A 21085-nucleotide genomic window follows, 5' to 3' on the forward strand; every position below is an offset into this window, starting at 1 on the left:
GCTAGGCCGCACCGCGTCCAATGCACACCTACTGACAAGACTGCATGTCATTTAGACAAGTGTGCTTGACAAAGCCTTGGCCGTGTGTGACAAGCATCCTTGTCATATTAACAAGGAAACATGACATGACGAATAGAACACCTCCAAAACCTCGGACGAAGGGAAAGGGAAACTTTCTACTCGGCGTTGCGGGACTTGCGTTCCTAGGTGGCATCGTCGGCTACTTCGTCGGCGGCTGGGTTCGTGAGTTTGAAGAAGGCCGCACCGGGCTATTCCTCGCTGAGATTGGGTTTGCGCCTTCGCTCAGCCTCTTTATCGGTGTGCTTCTCCTAATCATCTATCTGATCAGCGCCGGCCTATTTGGTTTGGCGATGGTCAATCCGAAAGTTGCGCGCAATCGGGTCTTGACGGGGGGGCTTGGCGACAATCCCAGCTCTCGTCGGGCCTTCTCCTCCCTCGCGCTGTTTTATGTGGGCTATAGTTTGGCGTTTGGTACTCTGGTCTTTCTGCACGCCTTTCCTAAAACAGCCTTTGGCCAGCCTTTCTTCGTGTTAGGCCTCATCCTTATAGGTGCGGCCTTGATGGGGTGGTGTGCCTACCGCGTCTGGAAAAGTTTTGACGAGTTCTTCCGGGCGATTTGGGTAGAATCGGGTGCTTTGTCAGCTTTCATCGTCCTTTTGGGCTTCTTCGTTGAGATGGGGGCCACCCAGCTTGGACTCTACAAAGGCATGACGGGCTTTGACTGGCTGGTTCTCTATCAGTTTGTTTATCTTGTCATTTATGGCGTGGTATCTGGGATCCGCGACCCCAATATGCTCACCATGGAGGAACCAGAAGACGCATGAAGAACCGTCTCAAAGTTCTCCGAGCCGAACGGGATTGGTCCCAATCCGATCTGGCTGACGCGCTCGATGTCTCCCGCCAAACCATCAACGCCTTGGAGACAGGGAAATATGATCCCTCCCTGCCTTTAGCCTTCAAGATTGCGCGCCTCTTTGGGTTGCCGATCGAAGCCATCTTTGAGGACACGCTATGAACGACACGCCTCCTTTGCCTCTAAAGACAAAATGGTCCAGACAGACCAAGCTCAATGTCTACATTGTCGGCTCCCTGCTGATCGGGGCCGGGATTGGCCTCAGCCTGCCTTTCAGAGCCACAGGAGGTCCGACTGCCTGGTTTGTCGTGCTGCTGGTTCTTGCGATGATCTTGGGCTTGGCGGCGACCATCCACTATACCAGGCTGCTCGACGAATTGGCGCGCCATACCCATGAGGTCGCCTTTTATTGGGGTTCAGTTCTTACGATTTCGATCTGCTTTGTCCCAATTGCAGCTTTGGTGGGCTTTCCAGAGTTTCAACTTCCGAGCTTGGAAACTTTGCTTGGCACCAAAACTCACGCCTTTGCTGCGGGCATGGGCGTAGCCATGGGGATCCTTCTGGCGACCTATTTGGCCATTTGGGCTCAGATTTGGCTCAAGCGAAATCAAGCCTAAGCCCGCCTATCCAGCTTTTGTTTAACCCTCCAACCAACCTTAACCTCTGTAAGGACTATAACGATGAAAAAGACTCTCTTAGTTGCCCTGTCGGCTTTCAGTATTGCCCTCTTCCAAGCTCCATCCGTTTTGGCACAACCAGCCAAAGCACCTGCGGCGGCACCAGCTAGCCAAAAGGCTACCCCCGCTCTGTGGGTGGTGAAGGACAGCGATACCACCATCTATCTGTTCGGCACTTTCCATCTGATGGCCCCCGACGTTAACTGGAACCATGGCAAGGTAAAGGCCGCTTTTGAAAGCTCCGACACTTTGCGCTTAGAAATCGCCAATCTGGAAGCCGAAGGTCCCGTCATTGCCAATCTGATGGCCACAAAGGGCCAATTGCCAGCCGGCAAGACCCTCTTTGATGGCTTGACCGAAGCCCAAACAACAGGGCTCAATTCCATCATCGCCCAAAGTGGCTTCCCTCCCCAAGCCATCCAACAAATGCGGCCTTGGATGGCCAGCCTCATTCTGTCGCTCAGCCTCTATCAAAAGCTAGGCCTTGACCCAAATCAGGGGGTAGACAAGACGCTGGATAGCTTGGCCCGTGCGGCAAACAAGCCGGTGGAAGGCTTTGAAACCGGTGCCGAGCAAGTGGGCTTCTTCGCCAATCTGACCGACGCCCAACAACGGGCGATGTTGGTCTCGACCATCGAGGACTGGGACCAAGCCACAACCATGTTGAACGACATGGTCGACGCTTGGAAGACCGGTAATGCCGACAAGCTGGGCGATCTGATGAATACCAGCCTGCGTACCCAGCCTGAGCTTGCCAAACTTATCTTGGCTGATCGCAACCAGCGTTGGGCCGATTGGATCGCCGCCCGGATGGCCAAGCCCGGTACTGTCTTTGTCGCCGTCGGTGCCGGCCACCTAAGCGGCCCTGACAGCGTACAGGCTTTCTTAAAGCAAAAGGGCATCTCCTCCAGCCGAATTGACACGAAGTAAGCCGCCGCTTCCGACGCCTGATCTCCGCTGAAGCGCGAGCTTCCAGCGGGGATCTCAGCGAGTTTGCCGCACGACATCCCGGACCGGCTTTGCCGTCCGGGATGACATCCATGGGGTAGGTTTCACCTAGGCCTATTTTGGTGGAAACGCTGTTTCACCTAAACGCTTCTGGATCGGAAAATGTCCAAAACGATCGAATAAACTAGCGCGTCGGGACAGGGGTTTCGCCGCGATAGTCATAGAAGCCGCGGTCGGTTTTGCGGCCAAGCCAGCCGGCTTCGACATATTTCACCAGAAGTGGACAGGGGCGATACTTTGTGTCGGCCAAGCCTTCATTCAGGATTTGCATGATCGACAAAATCGTATCGAGGCCGATAAAGTCAGCCAGTTCCAATGGTCCCATCGGGTGGTTAGCACCCAGACGCATCGCCTTATCAATGCCTTCCACCGTGCCGACGCCTTCATACAAAGTGTAGACGGCTTCGTTGATCATCGGGATCAAGACGCGATTGACGATAAAAGCCGGGAAATCTTCGGCATTTGTAATGGTCTTGCCCATGGCCGTGACCACGGCGGTGGCCGCCTCATAGGTTTCTTCATTGGTGGCAAGACCACGAATGACTTCCACCAGCTTCATCATCGGCACTGGGTTCATAAAGTGCAGACCAATGAAACGCTCTGGCCGGTCGGTCGACGAACCCAGCCGCGTGATGGACAGGGATGAGGTATTAGACGAGAGAATCGTATCGGGACGGACGATGCCGCACAGCGACTTAAAGATCGCCCGCTTCACATCTTCCTTCTCACTGGCCGCTTCAATCGCCAAATCGATCGAAGAAAGGTCTTCAATCGCCGTTGTGGTTACGATGCGGGCCAAGGCAGGGGCGATTTCGGCATCCTTAATCAAGCCACGCGCCGCCTGACGGGTCAAATTACGCTCAATCAGGGCGCGGCCTGCGTCCAACTTCTCTTGGGAGATGTCGTTCAGGAAGACATCATATCCTGCCAAAGCCGCAACATGGGCAATGCCATTCCCCATTTGACCCGCGCCAACAACGCCAATTGTCTTGATTTGTGCCATTTGATGGAAAGACCTGCCCTTTGATATCTAACTGCTTTCTTCGCAGTTGCAGCAAGCTAAGCGCGAGGCGCGATTACGGCAAGCACCTTGTGCTGCAAACGACGCACTTCAGCGGCATGGCCCTTGCACTCTACCCATCGTAACAGCGTTGGCCGTCCCGTTTCGGATCGTTCCGGTGGCACGACGCTTCTGAATTTTGACGACCAGGAGGACTAGATGGCCAATTCAATCGACCTACACGTGGGCCGCCGCTTGCGACGCCGCCGTCGTCTGATGGGCATGACCCAACAGCAATTGGCCGATAGCGTCGGTATTCGCTTCCAGCAGATCCAGAAATATGAATGTGGTGCCAACCGCATCACCGCCAGCCGCTTGTTTGAACTAGCCGGTGCGCTTTCGATTGCCGTACAATATTTTTATGATGGTTTATCTACCATGACGGCCGCCAATGAGCCGCCAGCCAATGATGATGAGATCGGACCCGAAGTTCTGCGTCAAAAAGAAACGCTGGAACTGATCCGCGCCTATTACCGTCTGGGCGAGCGCCCACGGCGCCGCCTTCTGGACCTGGCTAAGGCCCTGAAGGACGACGCCACCGACGCAGCTTAATCGCTTAAGCGCTTCTATTTCTTCAAAACAGTCGGCCAGTTACGGTTGGCAACAGCAATGTTGCCAGCCGTATTTTGCTGCCAGCGTGCTTGCACGTCCTTGTTGTAATTCAAATATAGCTTTCCGCCCACAATGGCCCACGCATTGGGGTCGATCCCCGCCGTATAGCCTTGGCTGACTGCCCACGCGCAATAGCCGCCAAATTGTGGGGCATAACGGGCCGGATTGGCTGCAAAGGCGTCGCGATTGGCGGCGCTTGAGAATTGAAACTCCGCACCCTGATAATTGACCTTGAATTGCGAGGTGCCTTGGACGGGCTTTCCAGCGGTAAAATAGGCCACGGGGTCATAGCCCTTGATGGCGACATTGGAGCCAAAACTGGTCCAGATCGGTGCTTTGTCGGCCAAAGCCGGGCCAGAAATCGCCAAGGGGCTGAGGGCGAGTGCTAAAATCAAGGCGAGCTTAAGGGTTTTCATGGGGGTATCCTTTCCGTGAATAAGATGTTGGATGGGGTTATGAAGGGGGCGGAGTCGCCTCAGGCGGGGATTAGATCGCCGGTTGGATCCGTGGGCTTGGTTCAGACTGCATCGGCGCATCGGCCACAAAAATTCGACGCAAATCCCCTAAAAGACCCAGAATGTCAGGCAAGCGAATGCCAATCAGCACCACAGAACCAGCCAATAAGGTTGCAGCTGCGGCAAAAAGGCCGCCACCATCATGGTTGGGGTCAATCCCCAAGGGCGTGAACAAATGGAAACTGACTGCGCCGGCCATCACCGCAAAGGCAATCAAGGCACCCAGGGCATTCAATCGCTGCAGGCGCGGCAACAAGCCTACGATCAACAGGGTTGAAGCCAAAAGCTCTGCCGAGCCAATCACATATTGGCTAAAGAGACCGGTATGGGCAAACAGCCCCGGCAACCCTAAAGAGCCTGCCCACCCATCCAAAGCCCCGAAAATCACCTGGGTCTTAGGGTGGTCGGTAAACTTGTAACGCAAGCTATCGAGAAAAATGGCAGCGCCAAAAACCGAAATGGCCGTGGCCGCAATGTTCTTTAACTTCATGGCCGTGGCCTCCTGATCGTGTCTTGCAAGAGGATACGGGGGCAGATTGGGTCTGGTTACAGGGGTTAGGCTTTATGTTAAAAAAGGGCGCTGCTCGTCGGTTGTCTAACCCACAGGCTTGAGGGCCTGCCAGGCAACATAGGCCAGAAACGGTAGGCCGATGAGGTCAACCAGCGCGATGCTGCGCAGGCTGGGCGGAGAGCCTGCCGCCCAAAACAGCCACAGAAATGAGAGCATGCTGAAGCCAACGGCGCATGTCGCCAGTTGCCGTACCTCCGGTCGCACGGCAGCCCAGACACAGATCAGGCACACGACCAAAAACAAGGCTGCGCGATGCTGGAACAGCAAGAAGAGCGGCGAAGTCGCCTCCACCCGATAGAGCTTGGTGATCAAAGCAGGCCGAAACAGCGCCAAGGCCGGGATAACATGCACGAGCAGAAGCGCGACCCAACTTACCTGCGTCAACATCTTTGCCCCTCCTTCATAAAGAGGGCCCATAGACTATCCTCTTGTAACATGTCAATAACATGTTATAAAGATTTTATGGATCAGCCCCCAAACCCGCGCCAAAGCGATCAGGCCCTTGCCTGCCTGAAACGTGAAATCATCTCGTGCCGCTTGGCACCTGGGGCGCATTTCTCTGAAATTGAATTGGCCAGCCGCTATGGTTTGGCGCGCGCTGCGACGCGGGCGGCACTCACACGATTGGCTGAAATGGGCTTGGTCCAGCCAGTGCCCCGTCATGGCTTTGTGGTGACGCCCATCACGTTGGCTTCCCTCAAAGACGTGTTTGAATTGCGCTTGATGGTTGAACCACAGGCCGCCGCAATGGCCGTCGGCAAGATTGATCCGGCCCGTCTGCGCGCCCTCAATGCCGCCCCACACTTGGCCAAGACGGCAAGCGACCAGCTGGCCTTTGTTGACAGCAATCGGGCTTTTCATGCCGAAATCGCCAAGGCCAGCGGCAATCGCAGGCTGGCCGCTTTGTTGGAAACCTTGGCCGATGAGATGCAACGCTTGGTCCATCTTGGCCTGTTTGGCCGGCCCGGTAATGAGGTCAATCAACGCGATGCCGATGCCCAGCATGAGGCCTTAATCCAAGCCTTTGAGGCCGGTGACGCGAAGGCGGCAGAGCGTGCGGCCCGCGATCATATCGAGCATTCGCGGGGCTTGGCGATGGATCAAATCATGCAGGGCTTTGTCCCGCTCAAGCTCGCATAGGGGAGGCAAAGGATGTTTTCACGTGGTCATGATGTCATTTTGGACGAGCCCGCTTTGATTCACCCCACCGCTTTGATCTATGGCAAAGTGCGGATCGGCAAGGGCGCGTCCATTTTTCCCTATGTCGTGATGCGGTCTGAAGTCCACGAAATCCGCATTGGCTGTCGCACCAATATTCAAGACTTCGTGATGCTCCATGTTGGTCATTCGACGCCGACCGTGATTGGTGATGATTGCTCTATCACCCATCATGTGACTTTGCATGGCTGCGAAATTGGCGACCGCTGCTTGATCGGCATTAATTCCACCATCATGGACGGGGCGAAAATTGGGGCTAATTCGATTGTCGCCGAGCACAGTCTGGTGCGGCAAGGGCAAATATTTCCTTAAAACTCCGTCATCGCCGGGGTCCCGGCACGCCTCATCAAAACAAGAGACTGCTCTGAAGCCAATCGGATAAACGCCCAAATCTACGAAACCATCGCCCGTGGCTATGCCGAAGGCCGAGACCGGATTGGGTGAGGGATGATGGAAAGCCCGTGTGCTTGAAGAAAGCCACACCGCGCAGTGCGCGGAACGGCTCGATGCCTCGCTTTGCTCACACACGATTAAAGCCGTTGCCTTTGCCTAGGCCTAGCCTCTGGCAAATGAGAACCAAATAGAGAAATCACGTGAAGCCGCACTACCCGCATCGGCAACCCGCCCCCTCACCGTTTGCGTCGCCAGTAGGTGAAGGGCTCTTGATAGATGTCTTGGTCCAAATCGGTGATCAGGCCTTGCAGGCGGGCTTGGGCGTCTTTGACGCCTTGGTTATAGAAGAGCGGGCCGATTTCTGCAGCCATAAAGTCTAACAAGGCCTCAATCGCCAGATTGCCGACTGGCTCGTCAAAGTTTTCGGCGCAGAATTGTTCCAGCGAGGTGACGGCCTCTTTGCGAAGGGCGGGGGTTAAGGGCTTCATGGCAAAGGGGCCTTTTGAAACGGGGTAGGCTTAAGCGCCTGCCTCCAGCTTGCGGAAGGGATGGGCCTTATAGACGCCCAAGATTTTCAACTCGGCGGAGAAGAATTTCAATTCCTGCAGCGCCAATTGCACATTTCGCTCGTTCGGATGGCCTTCAATATCGGCATAAAATTGGGTGGCGTTAAAGCTGCCGCCGATCTGATAGCTTTCCAGCTTTGTCATGTTCACACCATTGGTCGCAAACCCACCCATCGCCTTGTACAAAGCGGCGGGAATATTGCGCACTTGGAAGACAAAACTGGTGATGCATTTGCCGTCTTCGAGGTCGGCATCCTCCGGCGTGGCCGAAAGAATGACAAAGCGGGTGGCATTGTGGGGTTCATCCTCCACATCTGCGCGCAGAATGGGCAGGTCGTAAAAGGCTGCGGCCAAGGCAGAGCCGAGGGCTGCAACACTCTTGTCGCCCATCTCGCTGATTTCGCGCACAGCCCCGGCGGTGTCGGCGGTTTTCACCGCTTCTGCGCCTAGTTCACGGATGATCTTGCGGCACTGGCCCAGCGCCATGGGATGCGAGCGGATCTTTTTGATGTCGGCCAGGGTCGCACCTTTAACGCCGACCAATTGGTGGTGAATGGGGGCGAAATATTCCCCCACGATATAGAGGCCAGCTTCGGGTAGAAGGTGGTGCACATCGCCAACCCGACCGGCCAAAGTGTTTTCAATCGCAATCATGGCGCGCACCGCTTTACCGCTGGCAACAGCTGCAAACGCATCTTCAAAGGTTTGGCAGGGCAAAGGCTCTAAGGAAGGGCAAGCCGCTTTGGCCGCCGCGTGGGAATTGGCCCCCAACTCGCCCTGAAAGGCGATTTTACCTTCAACAAAGTCACTCACGATGCCTGCTCCTGGTACCACGCTCTGGCACCTTCTAAATGTTCGGGTGTGTCGACGCCCTTGGGGAATTCATCGACCGCGCGCGCCACAATCGTCATGCCCAATTCAAGGGCACGCAATTGTTCCAGTTTCTCGCGCACTTCCAAAGGCGATGGCGATGCAGCAACAAAATGCGCCAAGGCACGCCGCCGCCAAACATAAAGGCCCACATGGCGCTGGATCGGTCCTGGCCCGGTGGGTGCGTCCGCCCGGGTGAAGTAGAGGCAGCGACCCGTTGTCGCACCCCCTTCTGTCGTGTCTGGCCACGAAACCACGGCCTTCACAACATTGGGATCGGCCCGCTCTGCCGGATCGGTGCTGGGGGATACCAAGGTTGAGAGCGCCGCATCGGGCGCATCTTCAAGGGCCGCAAGGGCCTGTTGGATTAAGGCCGGGTTCAGGGTGGGCATATCGCCCTGCAGATTGATGATCGGATCAAAATGGCCATCGGGGTCTAATTCGGCCAAGGCAGCATGAATCCGGTCCGATCCAGAGGGCAAATCTGGGTCTGTTAGCACCGCCATTGCGCCCGCTTCTTGGGCGGCTGCGACAATTTCAGCCTCACCAGCGGCAACAGCCACCGGGCCAAGCTTGGCCAGAAAGGCGCGCTCAATCACCCGTGCAATCATCGGTTTGCCCGCAATATCGGCCAAAGGCTTGCCGGGCAGCCTGGTTGCGGCCAAGCGTGCGGGGATGACGATAAGGGGTTGCGACATGGTGATGACCCTTTGCGAGCAGGCGTTCTTAATGCCCAAAGCCAGAGAATGCGAGCCTATGTCTGCGCGGTGCCACAGCACAAACTGTTGAAAGCCGCTGAGACGCATGCCATAGGACAGTCCAATACGCAAAGTCCGCCAAACACCCTTGAAAAGAGGGCGGGCGGTTCGAGACAAACACGCGACAACAGGGATATTAGCACCGTTATGAGCAGCAACAATCTGTGGTTCAACATGGTAGCTGGCGCCTTACTGGCGACCGGCTTGGGCATTATGGGCCTTCGTACTTTGGGTGATATGGTCTATGCCAATGATACAGCGGCCGTAGGCTTTCCGGTAGAAGTTGCGGAAGTGCCCGCAGGTGGTGCAGAGGCCGCAGCCGGTCCTGAGCTCATGCCAGACTGGGGCACGCTTTTGGCAGACCCCGCCAAAACCGCAGAATTGGTTGCTGAAGGCGACAAGCTGCACAAGGTTTGCTCGTCCTGCCACAATGTAGAGCCCGGCAGCGCCAACAAGACTGGCCCGATGCTGTATGGCATTATGGGGCGGGTGGCTGGCACCCATGCAGGCTTTGCCTATTCGGATGCGATGAAGGCCTATGGCAAGGCCTGGGATTACGATGGCCTTTATAATTTCTTGAAGGCCCCGAAGGGCTATATCAAAGGCACCGCCATGGCCTATGCTGGCATGGGCAAGTCCTCAGACCGTGTTGCTCTGGTTGCGTATCTGCGCTCGCTGTCGCCATCGCCAGCGGCCTTGCCTGCGCCAGACCCAACCCGTGATCCGGCACAAGCCGCTGCTGCGGCTGCGGCAGCAGCCGCCCCTGCAGCTGTGCCTGCAGACGGTGCCGCTCCCGCAGCTGAAGGTGCTGCCCCTGCCGCCGCGCCAGAAGCCGCTGCACCAGCAAGCGAAGCGGCACCAAAATAAATCTGGTCGGCTCTCGCAGCCGGTCCATATTGAGATCTCACTCAAACAAAAATTGGAAACTGGGGCAAGTTAGGTTAACTTGCCCCGTTAAACCAAAAGCTCACTCAGTGGAGACGCCCCATGAAAGTCCTCGTACCCGTCAAACGGGTCATTGATTATAACGTGAAGGTCCGCGTGAAGCCCGATCAAACCGGGGTGGACTTGGCCAATGTCAAAATGTCCATGAACCCATTCTGCGAGATCGCTGTTGAAGAAGCGGTGCGTCTGAAGGAAAAAGGTGCTGCGACTGAGATTGTTGCGGTGTCGATCGGCCCACAACAGGCTCAAGAAACCATCCGCACGGCTTTGGCCATGGGTGCAGATCGGGGCATTTTGATCCAGACCGATGACGATTTAGAGCCTTTGGCAGTGGCGAAATTGCTGAAAGCTGTTGTTGCGGAAGAAGCCCCAGAATTGGTTCTGATGGGCAAGCAAGCCATTGATGGCGACAACAACGCCACCGGCCAAATGATGGCGGCCCTCTTGGGCTGGCCACAAGCCACTTTTGCTTCGAAAGTTGAGATTGCCGATGGCAAAGCCACTGTCACCCGCGAAATCGACGGTGGTTTGCAGACTTTGGAAGTCGCATTGCCAGCAATCGTCACCGCAGACTTGCGGTTGAACGAGCCGCGCTATGCCTCTTTGCCAAACATTATGAAGGCGAAGAAAAAGCCAATCGACGTCAAATCGACTGGTGATTATGGCGTCGATGTTGCGCCACGTCTGAAAGTTTTGAAAGTGACAGAGCCACCCAAGCGCGCAGGCGGCATCAAAGTTGAAAGCGCCGAGCAATTGGTCGGCAAACTCAAAGAAGCAGGGGTCCTCTAATGGCTGTTCTCGTTGTTGCTGAGCACGATAATGCGTCGGTAAAGGACGCAACCAACAAGACCATCACTGCCGCTTTGGCTTTGTCCTCAGATGTCGATGTCCTGGTCGCAGGTCTTGGCGCTGGTGCTGCCGCTGCGGCTGCAGCCGGTATTGCAGGCGTCCGCAAGGTCCTCCACGCTGAAGGCGCCGCCTTTGAGCAAGGCGTGGCAGAAGCAGTTGAAGGCCTCGTCGTGCCTTTGATGGCCACTTATGACGCGGTTTTGTTTGCGGCCACCGCAACCGGCAAGAACGCGGCCCCCCGCATCGCTGCAGCTTTGGACGTATCGCCCATCTCGGAAATCCAAGAAGTGGTGAATGCGACGACGTTCGTGCGCCCAATCTATGCTGGCAATGCGCTAGAAACGATTGAAACCTCAGATGCCAAGAAGGTCATCACCGTCCGCACCACCGCTTTTGCGGCTGCAGGGGCAGGCGGGTCGGCCTCGGTCGAAACCGTCACGGCTGGTGCGCCTTCGGCTCATGTGACCTTTAAGGGTGCTGAGATCGTCAAGTCTGACCGTCCAGAATTGGCAGGCGCCAAGCGCGTCGTGTCAGGTGGTCGCGCCATGGGTTCGGCTGACGAATTCCACAATGTGATTGAGCCTCTGGCCGACAAATTGGGTGCCGCGGTGGGTGCCTCGCGCGCTGCCGTGGATGCAGGCTATGCACCAAACGACTATCAAGTCGGCCAAACCGGCAAGGTTGTTGCGCCAGAGCTCTATGTAGCGGTGGGCATTTCCGGCGCCATCCAGCACTTGGCCGGCATGAAGGATTCCAAGGTCATCGTCGCCATCAATAAAGATGCCGACGCGCCAATCTTTGCGATTGCAGACTATGGCTTGGTGGCTGACTATAAGTCAGCTGTGCCAGAACTGATGGGTGAATTGGCCAAGGCTGGCCTCTAAGCCTCCCATCAGCCTTCGGGCAGAAAAGCAAAACCAAACGCTTCCTGGCCCTGCCGGGAAGCGTTTTTGTTTGGCATGGGGCGACCTTAAAAGCGCTTATCTTGCGCGGCGAGATAGGCAAAGCGCTTCACCTCGCGGCGACCGCGCGTCACCGTATCAAGGACAAAGCCCGAGAAGACCGAAATGACCGCGGTAATCATCAAGGCGCTTGCCAAAATCGCGGTGGGGAAGCGCGACACAAGGCCTGTCTCCCAAAATTCGAGCACGACTGGGATACCCAAGAATAAGGCGGTTAGCGCCAATAGGATGCCCAAGATACTAAAGACCGCCAATGGCCGCTCTTCACGCACAAACAAGCCGATGATGGAGATAATCCGAATGCCATCGCGGATGGTATTGAGCTTGGAAATTGAGCCCTCTGGCCGCTCGGCATAGGGGGTGGGATGTTCCTTGATCGTCATGCGCAATTCTAGCGCGTGGACCATCAGCTCGGTCTCAATCTCAAACCCGCGCGAATGGGCGGGAAAGGACTTCACAAACCGGCGGGAAAAAATCTTATAGCCTGACAGCATGTCGGTGGTCATTTGGCCAAAAACGGCGCTGACCAAGCCGGTCAAAAGGCGGTTGCCAAAGCGATGACCCGGGCGATAGGCCTTCACCGCTGTATCCACGCGGGCCCCATTAACAAGGTCTGCGTGGGTCGAGACCATGAGATCAATCAAATGCGGGGCTGATGGGGCGTGATAGGTCGCATCGCCGTCAATCATCACATAGATATCGGCCTCAATATCGGCAAACATGCGGCGGACAACTTCACCCTTGCCGGGCCGATCTTCCCGCCGCACAATGGCACCAGCCTCGACCGCGCGCGCAAACGTGTCGTCGGTTGAGCGATTGTCATAGACATAGATTTTTGCGCGAGGCAGCGCGGCGGCAAAGTCTTTCACGACGGTCGCCACCGTAGCGCCCTCATTATAACAGGGAACCAGCACGGCAATCGACAGATCGTGTGTATGTAACTCGGACATCAGAACCTCAACGCCTCTTGGCCATAGGGTGGGTCGCCGGATTTACGAAGCGGGATTCGCACCCATCACCAAAAGATCGAATGATTTGGCATCAATTGCCACAGCCAGAAGGAGTAGCTAGAGGGGGATACAAGCATAGCGACATTTACCATTCTGTCGCGCAATCAAGGAAGCAGGCGTGTCCGAACAAGTCCAAGACGTCCCCGCCCATCAGAAGCACAAGCACGGCTTAGACATCCTCGACTTTTTTTGCCAAGGCTGGCGGCCCCACGCCCTAATCCTCTTGACGCTGCTACTCTGCGCTCTGCCGGGCTTTGTGGCCCTGCAGCCGCTGGATCGTGACGAAAGCCGCTTTGTGCAAGCCACGACTCAAATGTTTGAGACGGGGGACTTTATCCGCATCAGCTTTCAGGATGAGCCACGCAATAAAAAGCCGATTGGCATCCATTGGCTACAGGCGGCAACGGCCGGGCCTTTAGATGGCGCAAACACAAGGACCATCCAAGCTTTTCGCATTCCCTCGCTTTTAGGGGCCGGTCTTGCCGCTTTGTGTGTCTTTCAGATCGGAGCCCTGCTCTATAATCGACGTAGCGGCCTGATCGCGGGGGTCGCGATGGCCTGTGGACTTTTGCTCTCCACCGAGGCCGGAATTGCCAAGACGGATGCGGCCCTCGCAGGTTTTACCGCCTTGGCCTATCTGGGTCTGGCCAAATTGCGACAGCGGCCAGAGGCAAAGGCAACTTGGGCACCGTGGGCGCTATGGCTGGGGCTGGGCATGGCAGCCCTGATCAAAGGGCCCATTGGCCCGCTGTTGGTTATCCTATCTGGCTTGATGCTCGTGCTGTGGGAGCGTGATTTGGGTTGGGTCAGACGCGCCCTGCATTGGCCCTCAATGCTGCTGGCGGCGGCCATTGTTTTGCCGTGGTATATCGCGATCTGGCAGGCAACCAATGGCCAATTCTTCTTTGACGCGGTTGGCCAAGACCTCGCCCCCAAGCTTTCGGGGCAATCTGAGAATAAGAGTGTGCCGCCCGGTGCCCATCTCTTGTTGTCGCCGATCATCTTTTGGCCAGGCAGTATTTTGATCCCGCTCGCGCTTTGGGCTGCGTGGCGCGACCGAAAAGACGACCGCGTGCGCTATTTATTGGCTTGGCTGGTGCCGGGCTGGCTCATGTTTGAAGCAGCCCCCGCGAAGCTCGCACACTATACCCTGCCGGTGCATGGTGCCGTCTTGCTGTTGGGTGCGGTTGGGCTTTTGAATGGTGGCTGGCAAAAGGCTTGGTTGCGGTGGACCAGCATCGTGATTTTGGGCTTCGGCACTCTGATTATGGCGGCTCTGCCTTTGATTTTGGCTGCAGATGTCGCCGCGGGTGCGCAGATGATGGCCCTGCAGGCCAGTATCGCCATTGGCGTGGCTGGACTTGCGGCTTTGGGCCTGGTTATCGCCCGATCCCGCTTTGCGGCGGCAGGCTTGATCGGTGCGGCCATGATGGCAAGCCTTGCCATCAAAGGCGTCTTTGTGCCGTCCATTCCACAATTGGATTTAAGCCAAACCGTGTCTTCCACCCTTGAGAAGGAAGGCTTGCATCCACGGCTTTCGCCAGGCCAGCCCGGCCCGCTGATTGGCGCAGGCTATCAGGAACCCAGCCTGATCTTCTTAACCCGCAGCGATTCTGCTCTGTCGAGCGTGGCTGCAGCGGCCGCCGCAGCCAAGCCGGGGGTGGGGATCGTGGTCAATGCAGACCCACAGTTTGAGACGCCGCTGATCGCCGCGCTAGAAGAAAAGGGCTATCGCGTTGAATGGCGCGGAGCCCCTATCGCCGGCCTCAATTACTCAAAGGGCGATGAGGTGACGCTTAAAATCGGGAAAGTAATCCCTAAGCCTGCTGATACTCAGGCGAACGGCCCCCAGCGCTAATTCTCGATGCTTGCGAGGCAGGTGGCGCAAATTCGAGATAGGCCTGACGAATATCTGTGGCCAAGTGCAGCAGTTTGGGCAAAAGCTCGCCAATCGCGCGCTCGTCGCTCAAGGCAGAGCGGATGAAACGCACGGTAACGGCTGCCAAGACTTCGGGGCCTTCCCCGGAAGTTGGCCGCAAAACCGGCACCGCCAGATTAATCTCCCCACCAACGGCCTTCGCATCAAACGCATAGCCGCGGGTGCGAATGGTCTCCAACTGGGCCTTCAGCGACGTGTGGCCTTGGCGATGCAGACCGATCTCTTCCAATAGATTCCGCTTATGCGAGGTCTCAAACGCCTGCATGACTTGCCCGGCACCCGATTCAAACAGATCGGCGTGCGCCCCGCTGGTCAAACGATTCAGCGCAAGTGGGCTGGTGCGGTCGGTCGCGGCGCGCAAGGTCAAATCAGAACCGGTTAACGTCCAGATGCCGATGGGCCACAATATCTGTTTGCCGAGCTTGGCAATCAGCGGCCAAGCGCCTTCCCGGATCCAAGCTTCGTTCTGGGCGCCTTCGGCGAGATTGGTCACCGCGAGGGTGGGCCGATAGCGGTCATCCATTTCATCGCGGATAACAAATCCACCCTGACAGAGGGTTTCCAAAATTCGGTAGGCCGTCGTTCTCGGGACCCGCGCGCGCTCTGCTACTTCGGTGACGGTCATGCCGTCTTGCCCATTAAGTGCCCGCAGTGCTTCTAGCCCCCGCAATAAAGCGCGAATTGGCCGCACTGGTTCTGAGTGGTCATCTAGCATCAGGTAATCCCTATCTCCGTGTGCGCACTCGATCCCCCACAGAAAAGAATGTGACTATTTTTATGGACATAATCATGCGTCCAAAATTATGGAAGATCAAGCCATTGTCGGGTAGGGCGCTGCGTTAAGCGCCTATTTAGACGCGAATATTCGCGTTAAAATCGCCAGTGTGAGTAAAGGGGCTATCAATAAAACAAGCAAACGTCCGAGAGGTGGACGGGAAAATTTCCAAAAATAATACAGAAAGCTACGTAATTTCGCGATTTCGACCCGCCAAGCGGCGGTTTGGCTGGTCCCACCGATATGAGTCGCCCGCGCCAAAGGGTCAAAAATGACCTTAAAGCCCGCAAGTCCATAGCGATGGCAGAGATCAATATCCTCCACATGGAGGAAATAGGCCTCGTCAAATCCACCGATTTGCCAAAAGACATCTCGGCGCGTCACCATCAAAGCTCCTGAAACAACAGGGGTTTCTATGGGTTCTTCCGGAAGAACTTCGCGGTTTCGATTGAAGTCGCGCCAAATGCCAGCCTGCTCTCCGGGGCGACCGAGGCCCGAAAAGCTGACGCAAGCCGACCAGAGTGACAATGTGCCGCGGCGCCCACCGCGCTGTTCGACGCCAGTTTCATCGCGAATATGGCCACCCACGAGGACTGGGACTGGTGAGGCGGCAAGATCTGCCAAACGCGCCAAACTGTCCGGATCAAGCACACAATCAGGGTTTACAAACGCCAGAATGGGCGAACTTGCCTGTTTCGCGCCCAGATTACAGCCGCGACCAAAGCCTATATTGCCGTGCCCCGTCACCAGTTTCAGGCGGGGTTCAGCCGTCTGCCAAGCCAAAAGGTCGCGCACGACATCCGCGCGATTGCCGTTGTCGACCAGAATGACTTCCTGACAACGCGGGCATTCCAACAATCGGGTCAGACAAGCGTTTAAGATATCGCCCGTGTGAAACGAGACGACGACGGCGCTGATCGCCGTCTCAGTCGACACGGCGGGCTCTCAAAGTTGAGGCCCAACGGCGTGAATTGCGCAGCATGAAGGAGAAGGCGATCAAAGCAGCAAAGCTGGTCCAAACCCACTCACGCCAAGCCGAATGGCTGAAGCCCCAATTAAGGGCCAAGAATGTCAACCCACCCACGAGAGCAGATGTGGCTATCCGATGTCGGCCAAAAACCCGGATCGCGACACCGCCTGCCAAAACTATCGTCACCGAGGCCAGCAAGGCCCCAATCCCGCCGGTCTCCAGCCAAATATGCATGGGCGCTGCATGGGGGTGGAGCTGGATAATCGGCCATTCAAACCCGCCATACATGATCGGCGTATCAAACGTGCTGCCGGCCCCTAGCCCCCAACCTGTCAGCGGTTTCTGCGTGACATAGCCAGATGCAGTCTCCCACATTTGCGCGCGTCGCCCATAGGATAACGGCATTTTATCCCCGGGCAGCAGCTTGAAAGCAAGATTGGCCAAGGCGGGGTAAATCAAGGGCGCTGCGGCAATCAAGGTGGCCGCACCACCGCTCACCAGCGCCAAAGCAGTACGGGGAAAGCTGAGGGCAAATAGGGCCGCAAGGGTCCCTAGAACCATGCCGACCGCATTGATGTCGGTTCCAAATTGCAGGGATACAAAGATTGCGAGCCCAACCAAGGCAAAGCGAATACGCGCATCCGACATTTGTTGATAGAGGCACGCATAGGCAACCCAGAACAAGGTCAGGGTCGCAGAAGCTGCGCGCCCCATATCGCCCGCAATCTCCAAAGGCTCCTTTTCGGGCGAGGCAAACCGATTCATCGCATAATGGCTAATCGCTTCACTGGCTTGGATACCGAGCGATAGAAATACCCCGGCAATGATCGCACGCTGGGCCAATAGCCTGTCCTCCCCGCGACAGGCATAGACCGCCCAAATACCGATGGGGGCCAAGACGCAGACCGCAGCCAGCCTGCGAACTGTCTCTTCCGCCAAAGCCGGGGCCGGCGACCAAAGCGAGGTCGACAATACCCAAAGGGCAAATAAGGATAAGCACAACCATGTCTCGCCGTGCTTTTTGAGGGCCTTAACAAAGGCCTGATCTAAGGGCTTTCCCTGCGCCGATAGGCCGTAAATCAAACCCCATAGGCCCGCTATCCCTAAGCTCATCGCCAGACCCGAAACACCGGTACCGGCAAAAAAGCCAAAGGCAATGCCAAAGGCCCCCGCGATTTTTGCGCGAGGGTCCAGCCGGCGAACAGAATTGTGGCCTAGTGGGGCAGCACTCAAGCAAGGGTCTCTTTCAGGTCCGGGGGTAAACACTCTGCCGTCAAGATCGCGAGCGCTTCTTCCAGCGTCATGATCTCTTGAGCTTGGCTGCCAAAGCGACGCAAAGCGACTTTGCCCTCCTCAGCTTCACGACGGCCCACAACGGCCATCACAGGCACTTTGGCGAGGGAATGTTCTCGCACTTTGTAATTGATCTTTTCGTTGCGCAGATCGGTTTCCACGCGAATACCGGCCTGCTTGAAGCGGGCAGCCACTTCCTGCCCATAAGCATCGGCTTCTGAGGTAATGGTTGCAACCACCGCTTGGACCGGGGCCAGCCACGTTGGCAGAGCCCCGGAATAGTTCTCGATCATAATCCCGATAAAGCGCTCAAATGTGCCGAATACCGCGCGGTGCAACATCACCGGACGATGCTTCTGGCCATCTTCACCGGTGTAAACTGCATCCAGACGTTCAGGCAGTACATAATCCAATTGGAACGTACCGCACTGCCAGGTCCGGCCGATGGCGTCGGTCAGATGGAATTCGAGCTTCGGCCCATAAAAGGCCCCATCGCCTTCCGCGATGACGAAATCGACGCCAACGCTGGTCAAAGCGTCGGCCAAGGCCTTTTCGGCCTTATCCCACGTCTCGTCACTGCCCGCCCGTTTTTCAGGGCGCGTCGCCAAGCGGTAATGGATATTGGTCAGTCCACAGGCGGTATAAGCGCGATTGAACAAGTTCAAAAAGCGCTTGGTCTCGTCGCCAATCTGATCTTCGCGACAGAAAATGTGCGCATCATCTTGGGTCATTTGGCGAACCCGCATCAGGCCATGCAAAGCGCCATTGGCCTCATTGCGGTGGCAACAGCCAAACTCTGCCATGCGGATCGGCAGATCGCGATAGCTGCGCTGGTCGGACTTGAAAATCTGGATATGGGCTGGGCAATTCATTGGCTTCAGGGCCAAGAGATCGGCTTCACCAGAGAAGATGGGAGCTCCTTCTTCAACAGAGGGGGCCTCATCGGGCACCACGAACATATTCTCGCGGAACTTCTCCCAATGGCCTGATTGCTCCCAGAATTTAGAGGCCAGAAGCTGAGGCGTCTTCACTTCCACATAGCCATCGGCATCCAGCTGGCGACGGATAAAGGCCTCCAGCGTGCGCCAAATCATATAGCCTTTGGGGTGCCAGAAGACCGAACCTTGCGCCTCTTCTTGGAAATGGAACAGATCAAGCGCCTTGCCAATCTTGCGATGGTCACGCTTTTCTGCCTCTTCTAGGCGCATCAGATGATCTGCCAATTGCTTATCATCAGCCCAAGCCGTGCCATAAATGCGTTGCAGCTGTGGGTTTTTCGGGTCGCCGCGCCAATAGGCACCGGCCAGCTTCATCAGCTTAAAGGCTTTGCCCAAGCGGCCCGTAGACGGCAAATGCGGGCCCCGGCACAAATCCTTCCAGCTTTCGCCTTGGCGATAGACGGTGATAACTTCCCCCGTGGGGATGATGTCGTCGATGATATTAGCCTTAAAAGTCTCGCCAATCTCATTGAAATGCGCGATGGCGGCATCGCGGTCCATTTCCTCGCGCACGATGGGAAGATCGGCGTCGACAATCTCGCGCATGCGCTTTTCGATGGCTTCAAAGTCGTCGGTAGAAAATTTTTCTTCGCGGTAGAAGTCGTAATAGAAACCATCTTCCACCGTCGGGCCGATAGTAACTTGCGTACCAGGAAATAGCTCTTGCACCGCTTGGGCCAGCACATGGGCCGTGTCATGGCGCAGAACTTCTAAGCCATCGGCGCTATCACGCGTCACCAGCTCGAACTTGCCGCCATGGTCAAGCGGGCGGCTTAAATCCCACCATTGACCATCGATTTTGGCAGCGACGACTTTTTTGGCGAGGGATTTGGAAATGCCTTCGGCAATCGCCAAAGGCGTAATGTTTGGCTCATAGGGGCGAACGGCACCGTCGGGAAATTCTAAGTGGATCATCGGAGTTACTGCCAGAGTGGTATTTCAAAGAGAAGCTTGATGCGGGGTGGCTTGACTGTCAGGTGCAGCATTTGTCGCGCTGGGATCGGCTGGGCGGGCACCCAATTTCCAATCCCCATAACGCCACGGCGTGAAAGCTGAGACCGCCTCACAGGTTAGAGGCGCTGGATCATAGCCAGAGCCCCCACCAGGTCGACATCGACAAAGTCGCGCCAAGCCCATCCAAGACCCACGCCAAGCGCCAAATTGGCGGACACATTCGGCGGCATAGTCTGAGCATGTCGGCAGGTACCGACATTGCTGACCAATCAGCGGCGACAAGGTGACCTTGTAAACGCGCTGCGCGGCTAGAAGCACCCGGGCCGGTACAGAGAGGGTCGTTGGTCTTGCCATGATCATTGCCTGCGGCGTCGGGTTTCTGTGAAAAAGCCAGACGCGCTCTATCCAGTGCCTAATCTCAGGGGGAGGGAGAGAAGTCTTTGTCGAACAGTCAGGCAGGGAGAAATCTTGCCGCAGCGAAGCGCCCTGCCGCGCTTCGCCGGCTTTAGTCAGTAGTCAAATGGGCAACCTGAAGGGCAAACATCATAGGTCTCTTTACCCTGACATGGGGGGCCTTGTCACCACCCCCTACGTCAGATTTGCCCGGCGGCAAGTTGATGGGCAAGGGCACGATCGACGGCTTCAACCGCGGCGTCAAATGCCAAAAGGGCTGAGGTGTGGCGCGGCGCATAATCGCGCACCGCCTCGAGATAACGTAACTCCCAGAAACGTCCGGTAGGTGCTGGTCCATGCTCTTTCAGCATGGCCTTGAAAGCGTCGCGTGCGGTTCGGATCTCATGCGGGCTTGCCCCCACAATGTGACGCATCAAAATGCTGGCACTGGCTTGCCCTAGGGCACAAGCTTTGGGTTCTATCCCTGCTGCCGAGACCTGACCATTCTGCAGACAAACATCCACCTCAATCTCTGAACCACACAAGCGCGAGACGCGATGGGCTCGCCCATCGGGGCTTGATAGCAGGCCGACAAGGGGAATATCGGCGGCAAGCTCTAACACACGCGCGGAATATAGATCTTGGCTCATGGTGCTAACATAGGGATTTGTTCAAGGGTTAAAAGACCGTCTGTGTGTGGGATTTGCGGCGGCATAGCCTGCACCAAAGCCTTCTCGAACGAAATAATGCTAAGCGTTGTCATCCCGGATGGGGAAGCCCCGTCCCTGATCTTGTGGTGCAACGTGCGCTGAGGTCCCTTGGGGCGCCCGCTGGCCGCTTCATCCAGTGTGTTCGGGCGATTTGTCGCGTCAAAT

Annotated in this window: 25 protein-coding genes and 1 pseudogene; 11 read left to right on the plus strand and 15 right to left on the minus strand. The window is 56.5% G+C overall.

Features of this window, described 5'->3' with window-relative positions; genetic code table 11:
- The first annotated feature begins 125 nt into the window (after positions 1-125).
- The 4 genes from B7364_RS17535 to B7364_RS17550 all read left to right on the plus strand — a co-directional run bounded on the left by B7364_RS17535 (position 126) and on the right by B7364_RS17550 (position 2481).
- Positions 126-845, plus strand: coding sequence for a hypothetical protein (locus B7364_RS17535; protein ID WP_085341334.1), 720 nt, complete (start codon positions 126-128; stop codon positions 843-845).
- The gene (locus B7364_RS17540; protein WP_085341335.1) at positions 842-1036 is read left to right on the plus strand and encodes a helix-turn-helix transcriptional regulator; all 195 of its coding nucleotides are present in this window, start codon (positions 842-844) and stop codon (positions 1034-1036) included. The genes B7364_RS17535 and B7364_RS17540 overlap by 4 nt, the downstream gene beginning before the upstream one ends.
- A complete protein-coding gene (locus B7364_RS17545; protein ID WP_085341336.1) occupies positions 1033-1491 on the plus strand; it encodes a hypothetical protein in 459 nt (152 codons plus the stop codon). Before B7364_RS17540 ends, B7364_RS17545 begins: the two co-directional genes overlap by 4 nt.
- Positions 1492-1554: 63 nt before the next feature.
- On the plus strand, positions 1555-2481 hold the full coding sequence (locus B7364_RS17550; protein ID WP_085341337.1) for a TraB/GumN family protein: 927 nt from the start codon (positions 1555-1557) through the stop codon (positions 2479-2481).
- Between the two features lie 202 nt (positions 2482-2683).
- Here the strand turns inward: B7364_RS17550 and B7364_RS17555 are convergent, their stop codons facing one another.
- The gene (locus tag B7364_RS17555; protein ID WP_085341338.1) at positions 2684-3562 is read right to left on the minus strand and encodes a 3-hydroxybutyryl-CoA dehydrogenase; all 879 of its coding nucleotides are present in this window, start codon (positions 3560-3562) and stop codon (positions 2684-2686) included.
- 216 nt (positions 3563-3778) lie between these two features.
- Between B7364_RS17555 and B7364_RS17560 the strand changes: the two genes are divergently transcribed.
- Positions 3779-4171 (plus strand): helix-turn-helix domain-containing protein, encoded by a 393-nt coding sequence (locus B7364_RS17560; protein ID WP_085341339.1) that lies wholly within the window; start codon positions 3779-3781, stop codon positions 4169-4171.
- Between the two features lie 14 nt (positions 4172-4185).
- Here the strand turns inward: B7364_RS17560 and B7364_RS17565 are convergent, their stop codons facing one another.
- The 3 genes from B7364_RS17565 to B7364_RS18055 all read right to left on the minus strand — a co-directional run bounded on the left by B7364_RS17565 (position 4186) and on the right by B7364_RS18055 (position 5704).
- Complete coding sequence (locus B7364_RS17565; protein WP_085341340.1) at positions 4186-4647, minus strand: YHS domain-containing (seleno)protein; 462 nt, start codon at positions 4645-4647, stop codon at positions 4186-4188.
- Positions 4648-4717: 70 nt separating this feature from the next.
- The gene (locus tag B7364_RS17570) at positions 4718-5236 is read right to left on the minus strand and encodes a hypothetical protein (RefSeq protein ID WP_198534313.1); all 519 of its coding nucleotides are present in this window, start codon (positions 5234-5236) and stop codon (positions 4718-4720) included.
- A gap of 105 nt (positions 5237-5341) precedes the next feature.
- Positions 5342-5704 (minus strand): hypothetical protein, encoded by a 363-nt coding sequence (locus B7364_RS18055; RefSeq protein ID WP_198534314.1) that lies wholly within the window; start codon positions 5702-5704, stop codon positions 5342-5344.
- Positions 5705-5779: 75 nt separating this feature from the next.
- Here B7364_RS18055 and B7364_RS17580 point away from each other — a divergent pair, with 75 nt between their 5' ends.
- Together B7364_RS17580 and B7364_RS17585 are read left to right on the plus strand one after the other, a co-directional pair.
- Entirely contained in the window at positions 5780-6457 is a 678-nt protein-coding gene (locus B7364_RS17580) for a GntR family transcriptional regulator (RefSeq protein ID WP_198534315.1), read from the plus strand.
- A 12-nt stretch (positions 6458-6469) separates the two neighbouring features.
- Complete coding sequence (locus B7364_RS17585) at positions 6470-6847, plus strand: gamma carbonic anhydrase family protein (protein ID WP_198534316.1); 378 nt, start codon at positions 6470-6472, stop codon at positions 6845-6847.
- A gap of 317 nt (positions 6848-7164) precedes the next feature.
- Here the strand turns inward: B7364_RS17585 and B7364_RS17590 are convergent, their stop codons facing one another.
- From B7364_RS17590 to B7364_RS17600, 3 genes are read right to left on the minus strand one after another with little or no spacing between them, the layout of a single operon-like run.
- Positions 7165-7416, minus strand: a complete 252-nt coding sequence (locus tag B7364_RS17590; protein ID WP_085341343.1) for a DUF2164 domain-containing protein — start codon at positions 7414-7416, stop codon at positions 7165-7167.
- 30 nt (positions 7417-7446) lie between these two features.
- Positions 7447-8307: a prephenate dehydratase gene (locus B7364_RS17595; RefSeq protein WP_085341344.1), complete on the minus strand. Its 861-nt coding sequence runs from the start codon at positions 8305-8307 to the stop codon at positions 7447-7449.
- Positions 8304-9062 carry a 3-deoxy-manno-octulosonate cytidylyltransferase gene (locus B7364_RS17600; protein WP_085341380.1) on the minus strand — a complete coding sequence of 253 codons (759 nt, stop codon included), beginning with the start codon at positions 9060-9062 and terminating at the stop codon, positions 8304-8306. The genes B7364_RS17595 and B7364_RS17600 overlap by 4 nt, the downstream gene beginning before the upstream one ends.
- Positions 9063-9269: 207 nt before the next feature.
- Between B7364_RS17600 and B7364_RS17605 the strand changes: the two genes are divergently transcribed.
- From B7364_RS17605 to B7364_RS17615, 3 genes are all read left to right on the plus strand, one after another.
- A complete protein-coding gene (locus tag B7364_RS17605; RefSeq protein WP_085341345.1) occupies positions 9270-9989 on the plus strand; it encodes a c-type cytochrome in 720 nt (239 codons plus the stop codon).
- Positions 9990-10109: 120 nt separating this feature from the next.
- Complete coding sequence (locus B7364_RS17610; RefSeq protein WP_085341346.1) at positions 10110-10856, plus strand: electron transfer flavoprotein subunit beta/FixA family protein; 747 nt, start codon at positions 10110-10112, stop codon at positions 10854-10856.
- Positions 10856-11800 carry an electron transfer flavoprotein subunit alpha/FixB family protein gene (locus B7364_RS17615; RefSeq protein ID WP_085341347.1) on the plus strand — a complete coding sequence of 315 codons (945 nt, stop codon included), beginning with the start codon at positions 10856-10858 and terminating at the stop codon, positions 11798-11800. The genes B7364_RS17610 and B7364_RS17615 overlap by 1 nt, the downstream gene beginning before the upstream one ends.
- Positions 11801-11886: 86 nt before the next feature.
- Here B7364_RS17615 and B7364_RS17620 read toward each other — a convergent pair whose 3' ends face one another.
- Positions 11887-12828, minus strand: coding sequence for a glycosyltransferase family 2 protein (locus tag B7364_RS17620; RefSeq protein ID WP_085341348.1), 942 nt, complete (start codon positions 12826-12828; stop codon positions 11887-11889).
- 178 nt (positions 12829-13006) lie between these two features.
- On the opposite strand from B7364_RS17620, the gene B7364_RS17625 reads away from it, so the two are divergent.
- On the plus strand, positions 13007-14746 hold the full coding sequence (locus B7364_RS17625) for an ArnT family glycosyltransferase (protein WP_085341349.1): 1740 nt from the start codon (positions 13007-13009) through the stop codon (positions 14744-14746).
- Here the strand turns inward: B7364_RS17625 and B7364_RS17630 are convergent.
- The 7 genes and pseudogenes from B7364_RS17630 to B7364_RS18230 form a co-directional block, all read right to left on the minus strand.
- The gene (locus B7364_RS17630) at positions 14706-15542 is read right to left on the minus strand and encodes a helix-turn-helix domain-containing protein (RefSeq protein WP_085341350.1); all 837 of its coding nucleotides are present in this window, start codon (positions 15540-15542) and stop codon (positions 14706-14708) included. The genes B7364_RS17625 and B7364_RS17630 overlap by 41 nt on opposite strands.
- 132 nt (positions 15543-15674) lie before the next feature.
- On the minus strand, positions 15675-16538 hold the full coding sequence (locus B7364_RS17635) for a glycosyltransferase family 2 protein (RefSeq protein WP_085341351.1): 864 nt from the start codon (positions 16536-16538) through the stop codon (positions 15675-15677).
- Entirely contained in the window at positions 16528-17805 is a 1278-nt protein-coding gene (locus B7364_RS17640) for an O-antigen ligase family protein (RefSeq protein ID WP_085341352.1), read from the minus strand. The genes B7364_RS17635 and B7364_RS17640 overlap by 11 nt, the downstream gene beginning before the upstream one ends.
- Positions 17802-19778: a threonine--tRNA ligase gene (gene thrS / locus B7364_RS17645; RefSeq protein ID WP_085341353.1), complete on the minus strand. Its 1977-nt coding sequence runs from the start codon at positions 19776-19778 to the stop codon at positions 17802-17804. The genes B7364_RS17640 and thrS overlap by 4 nt, the downstream gene beginning before the upstream one ends.
- Positions 19779-19937: 159 nt before the next feature.
- Positions 19938-20171: pseudogene (yidD, locus tag B7364_RS18225) on the minus strand (membrane protein insertion efficiency factor YidD); the annotation flags it as partial.
- A 239-nt stretch (positions 20172-20410) separates the two neighbouring features.
- A complete protein-coding gene (locus B7364_RS17655) occupies positions 20411-20860 on the minus strand; it encodes an iron-sulfur cluster assembly scaffold protein (protein ID WP_085341355.1) in 450 nt (149 codons plus the stop codon).
- A partial coding sequence (locus B7364_RS18230; RefSeq protein WP_232780945.1) for a hypothetical protein occupies positions 20857-21085 on the minus strand: 229 nt, incomplete at its 5' end. The genes B7364_RS18230 and B7364_RS17655, both read right to left, overlap by 4 nt.

Origin of the sequence: Aquidulcibacter paucihalophilus (assembly GCF_002105465.1) — a bacterium.
GTDB classification, from domain to species: domain Bacteria; phylum Pseudomonadota; class Alphaproteobacteria; order Caulobacterales; family Aquidulcibacteraceae; genus Aquidulcibacter; species Aquidulcibacter paucihalophilus.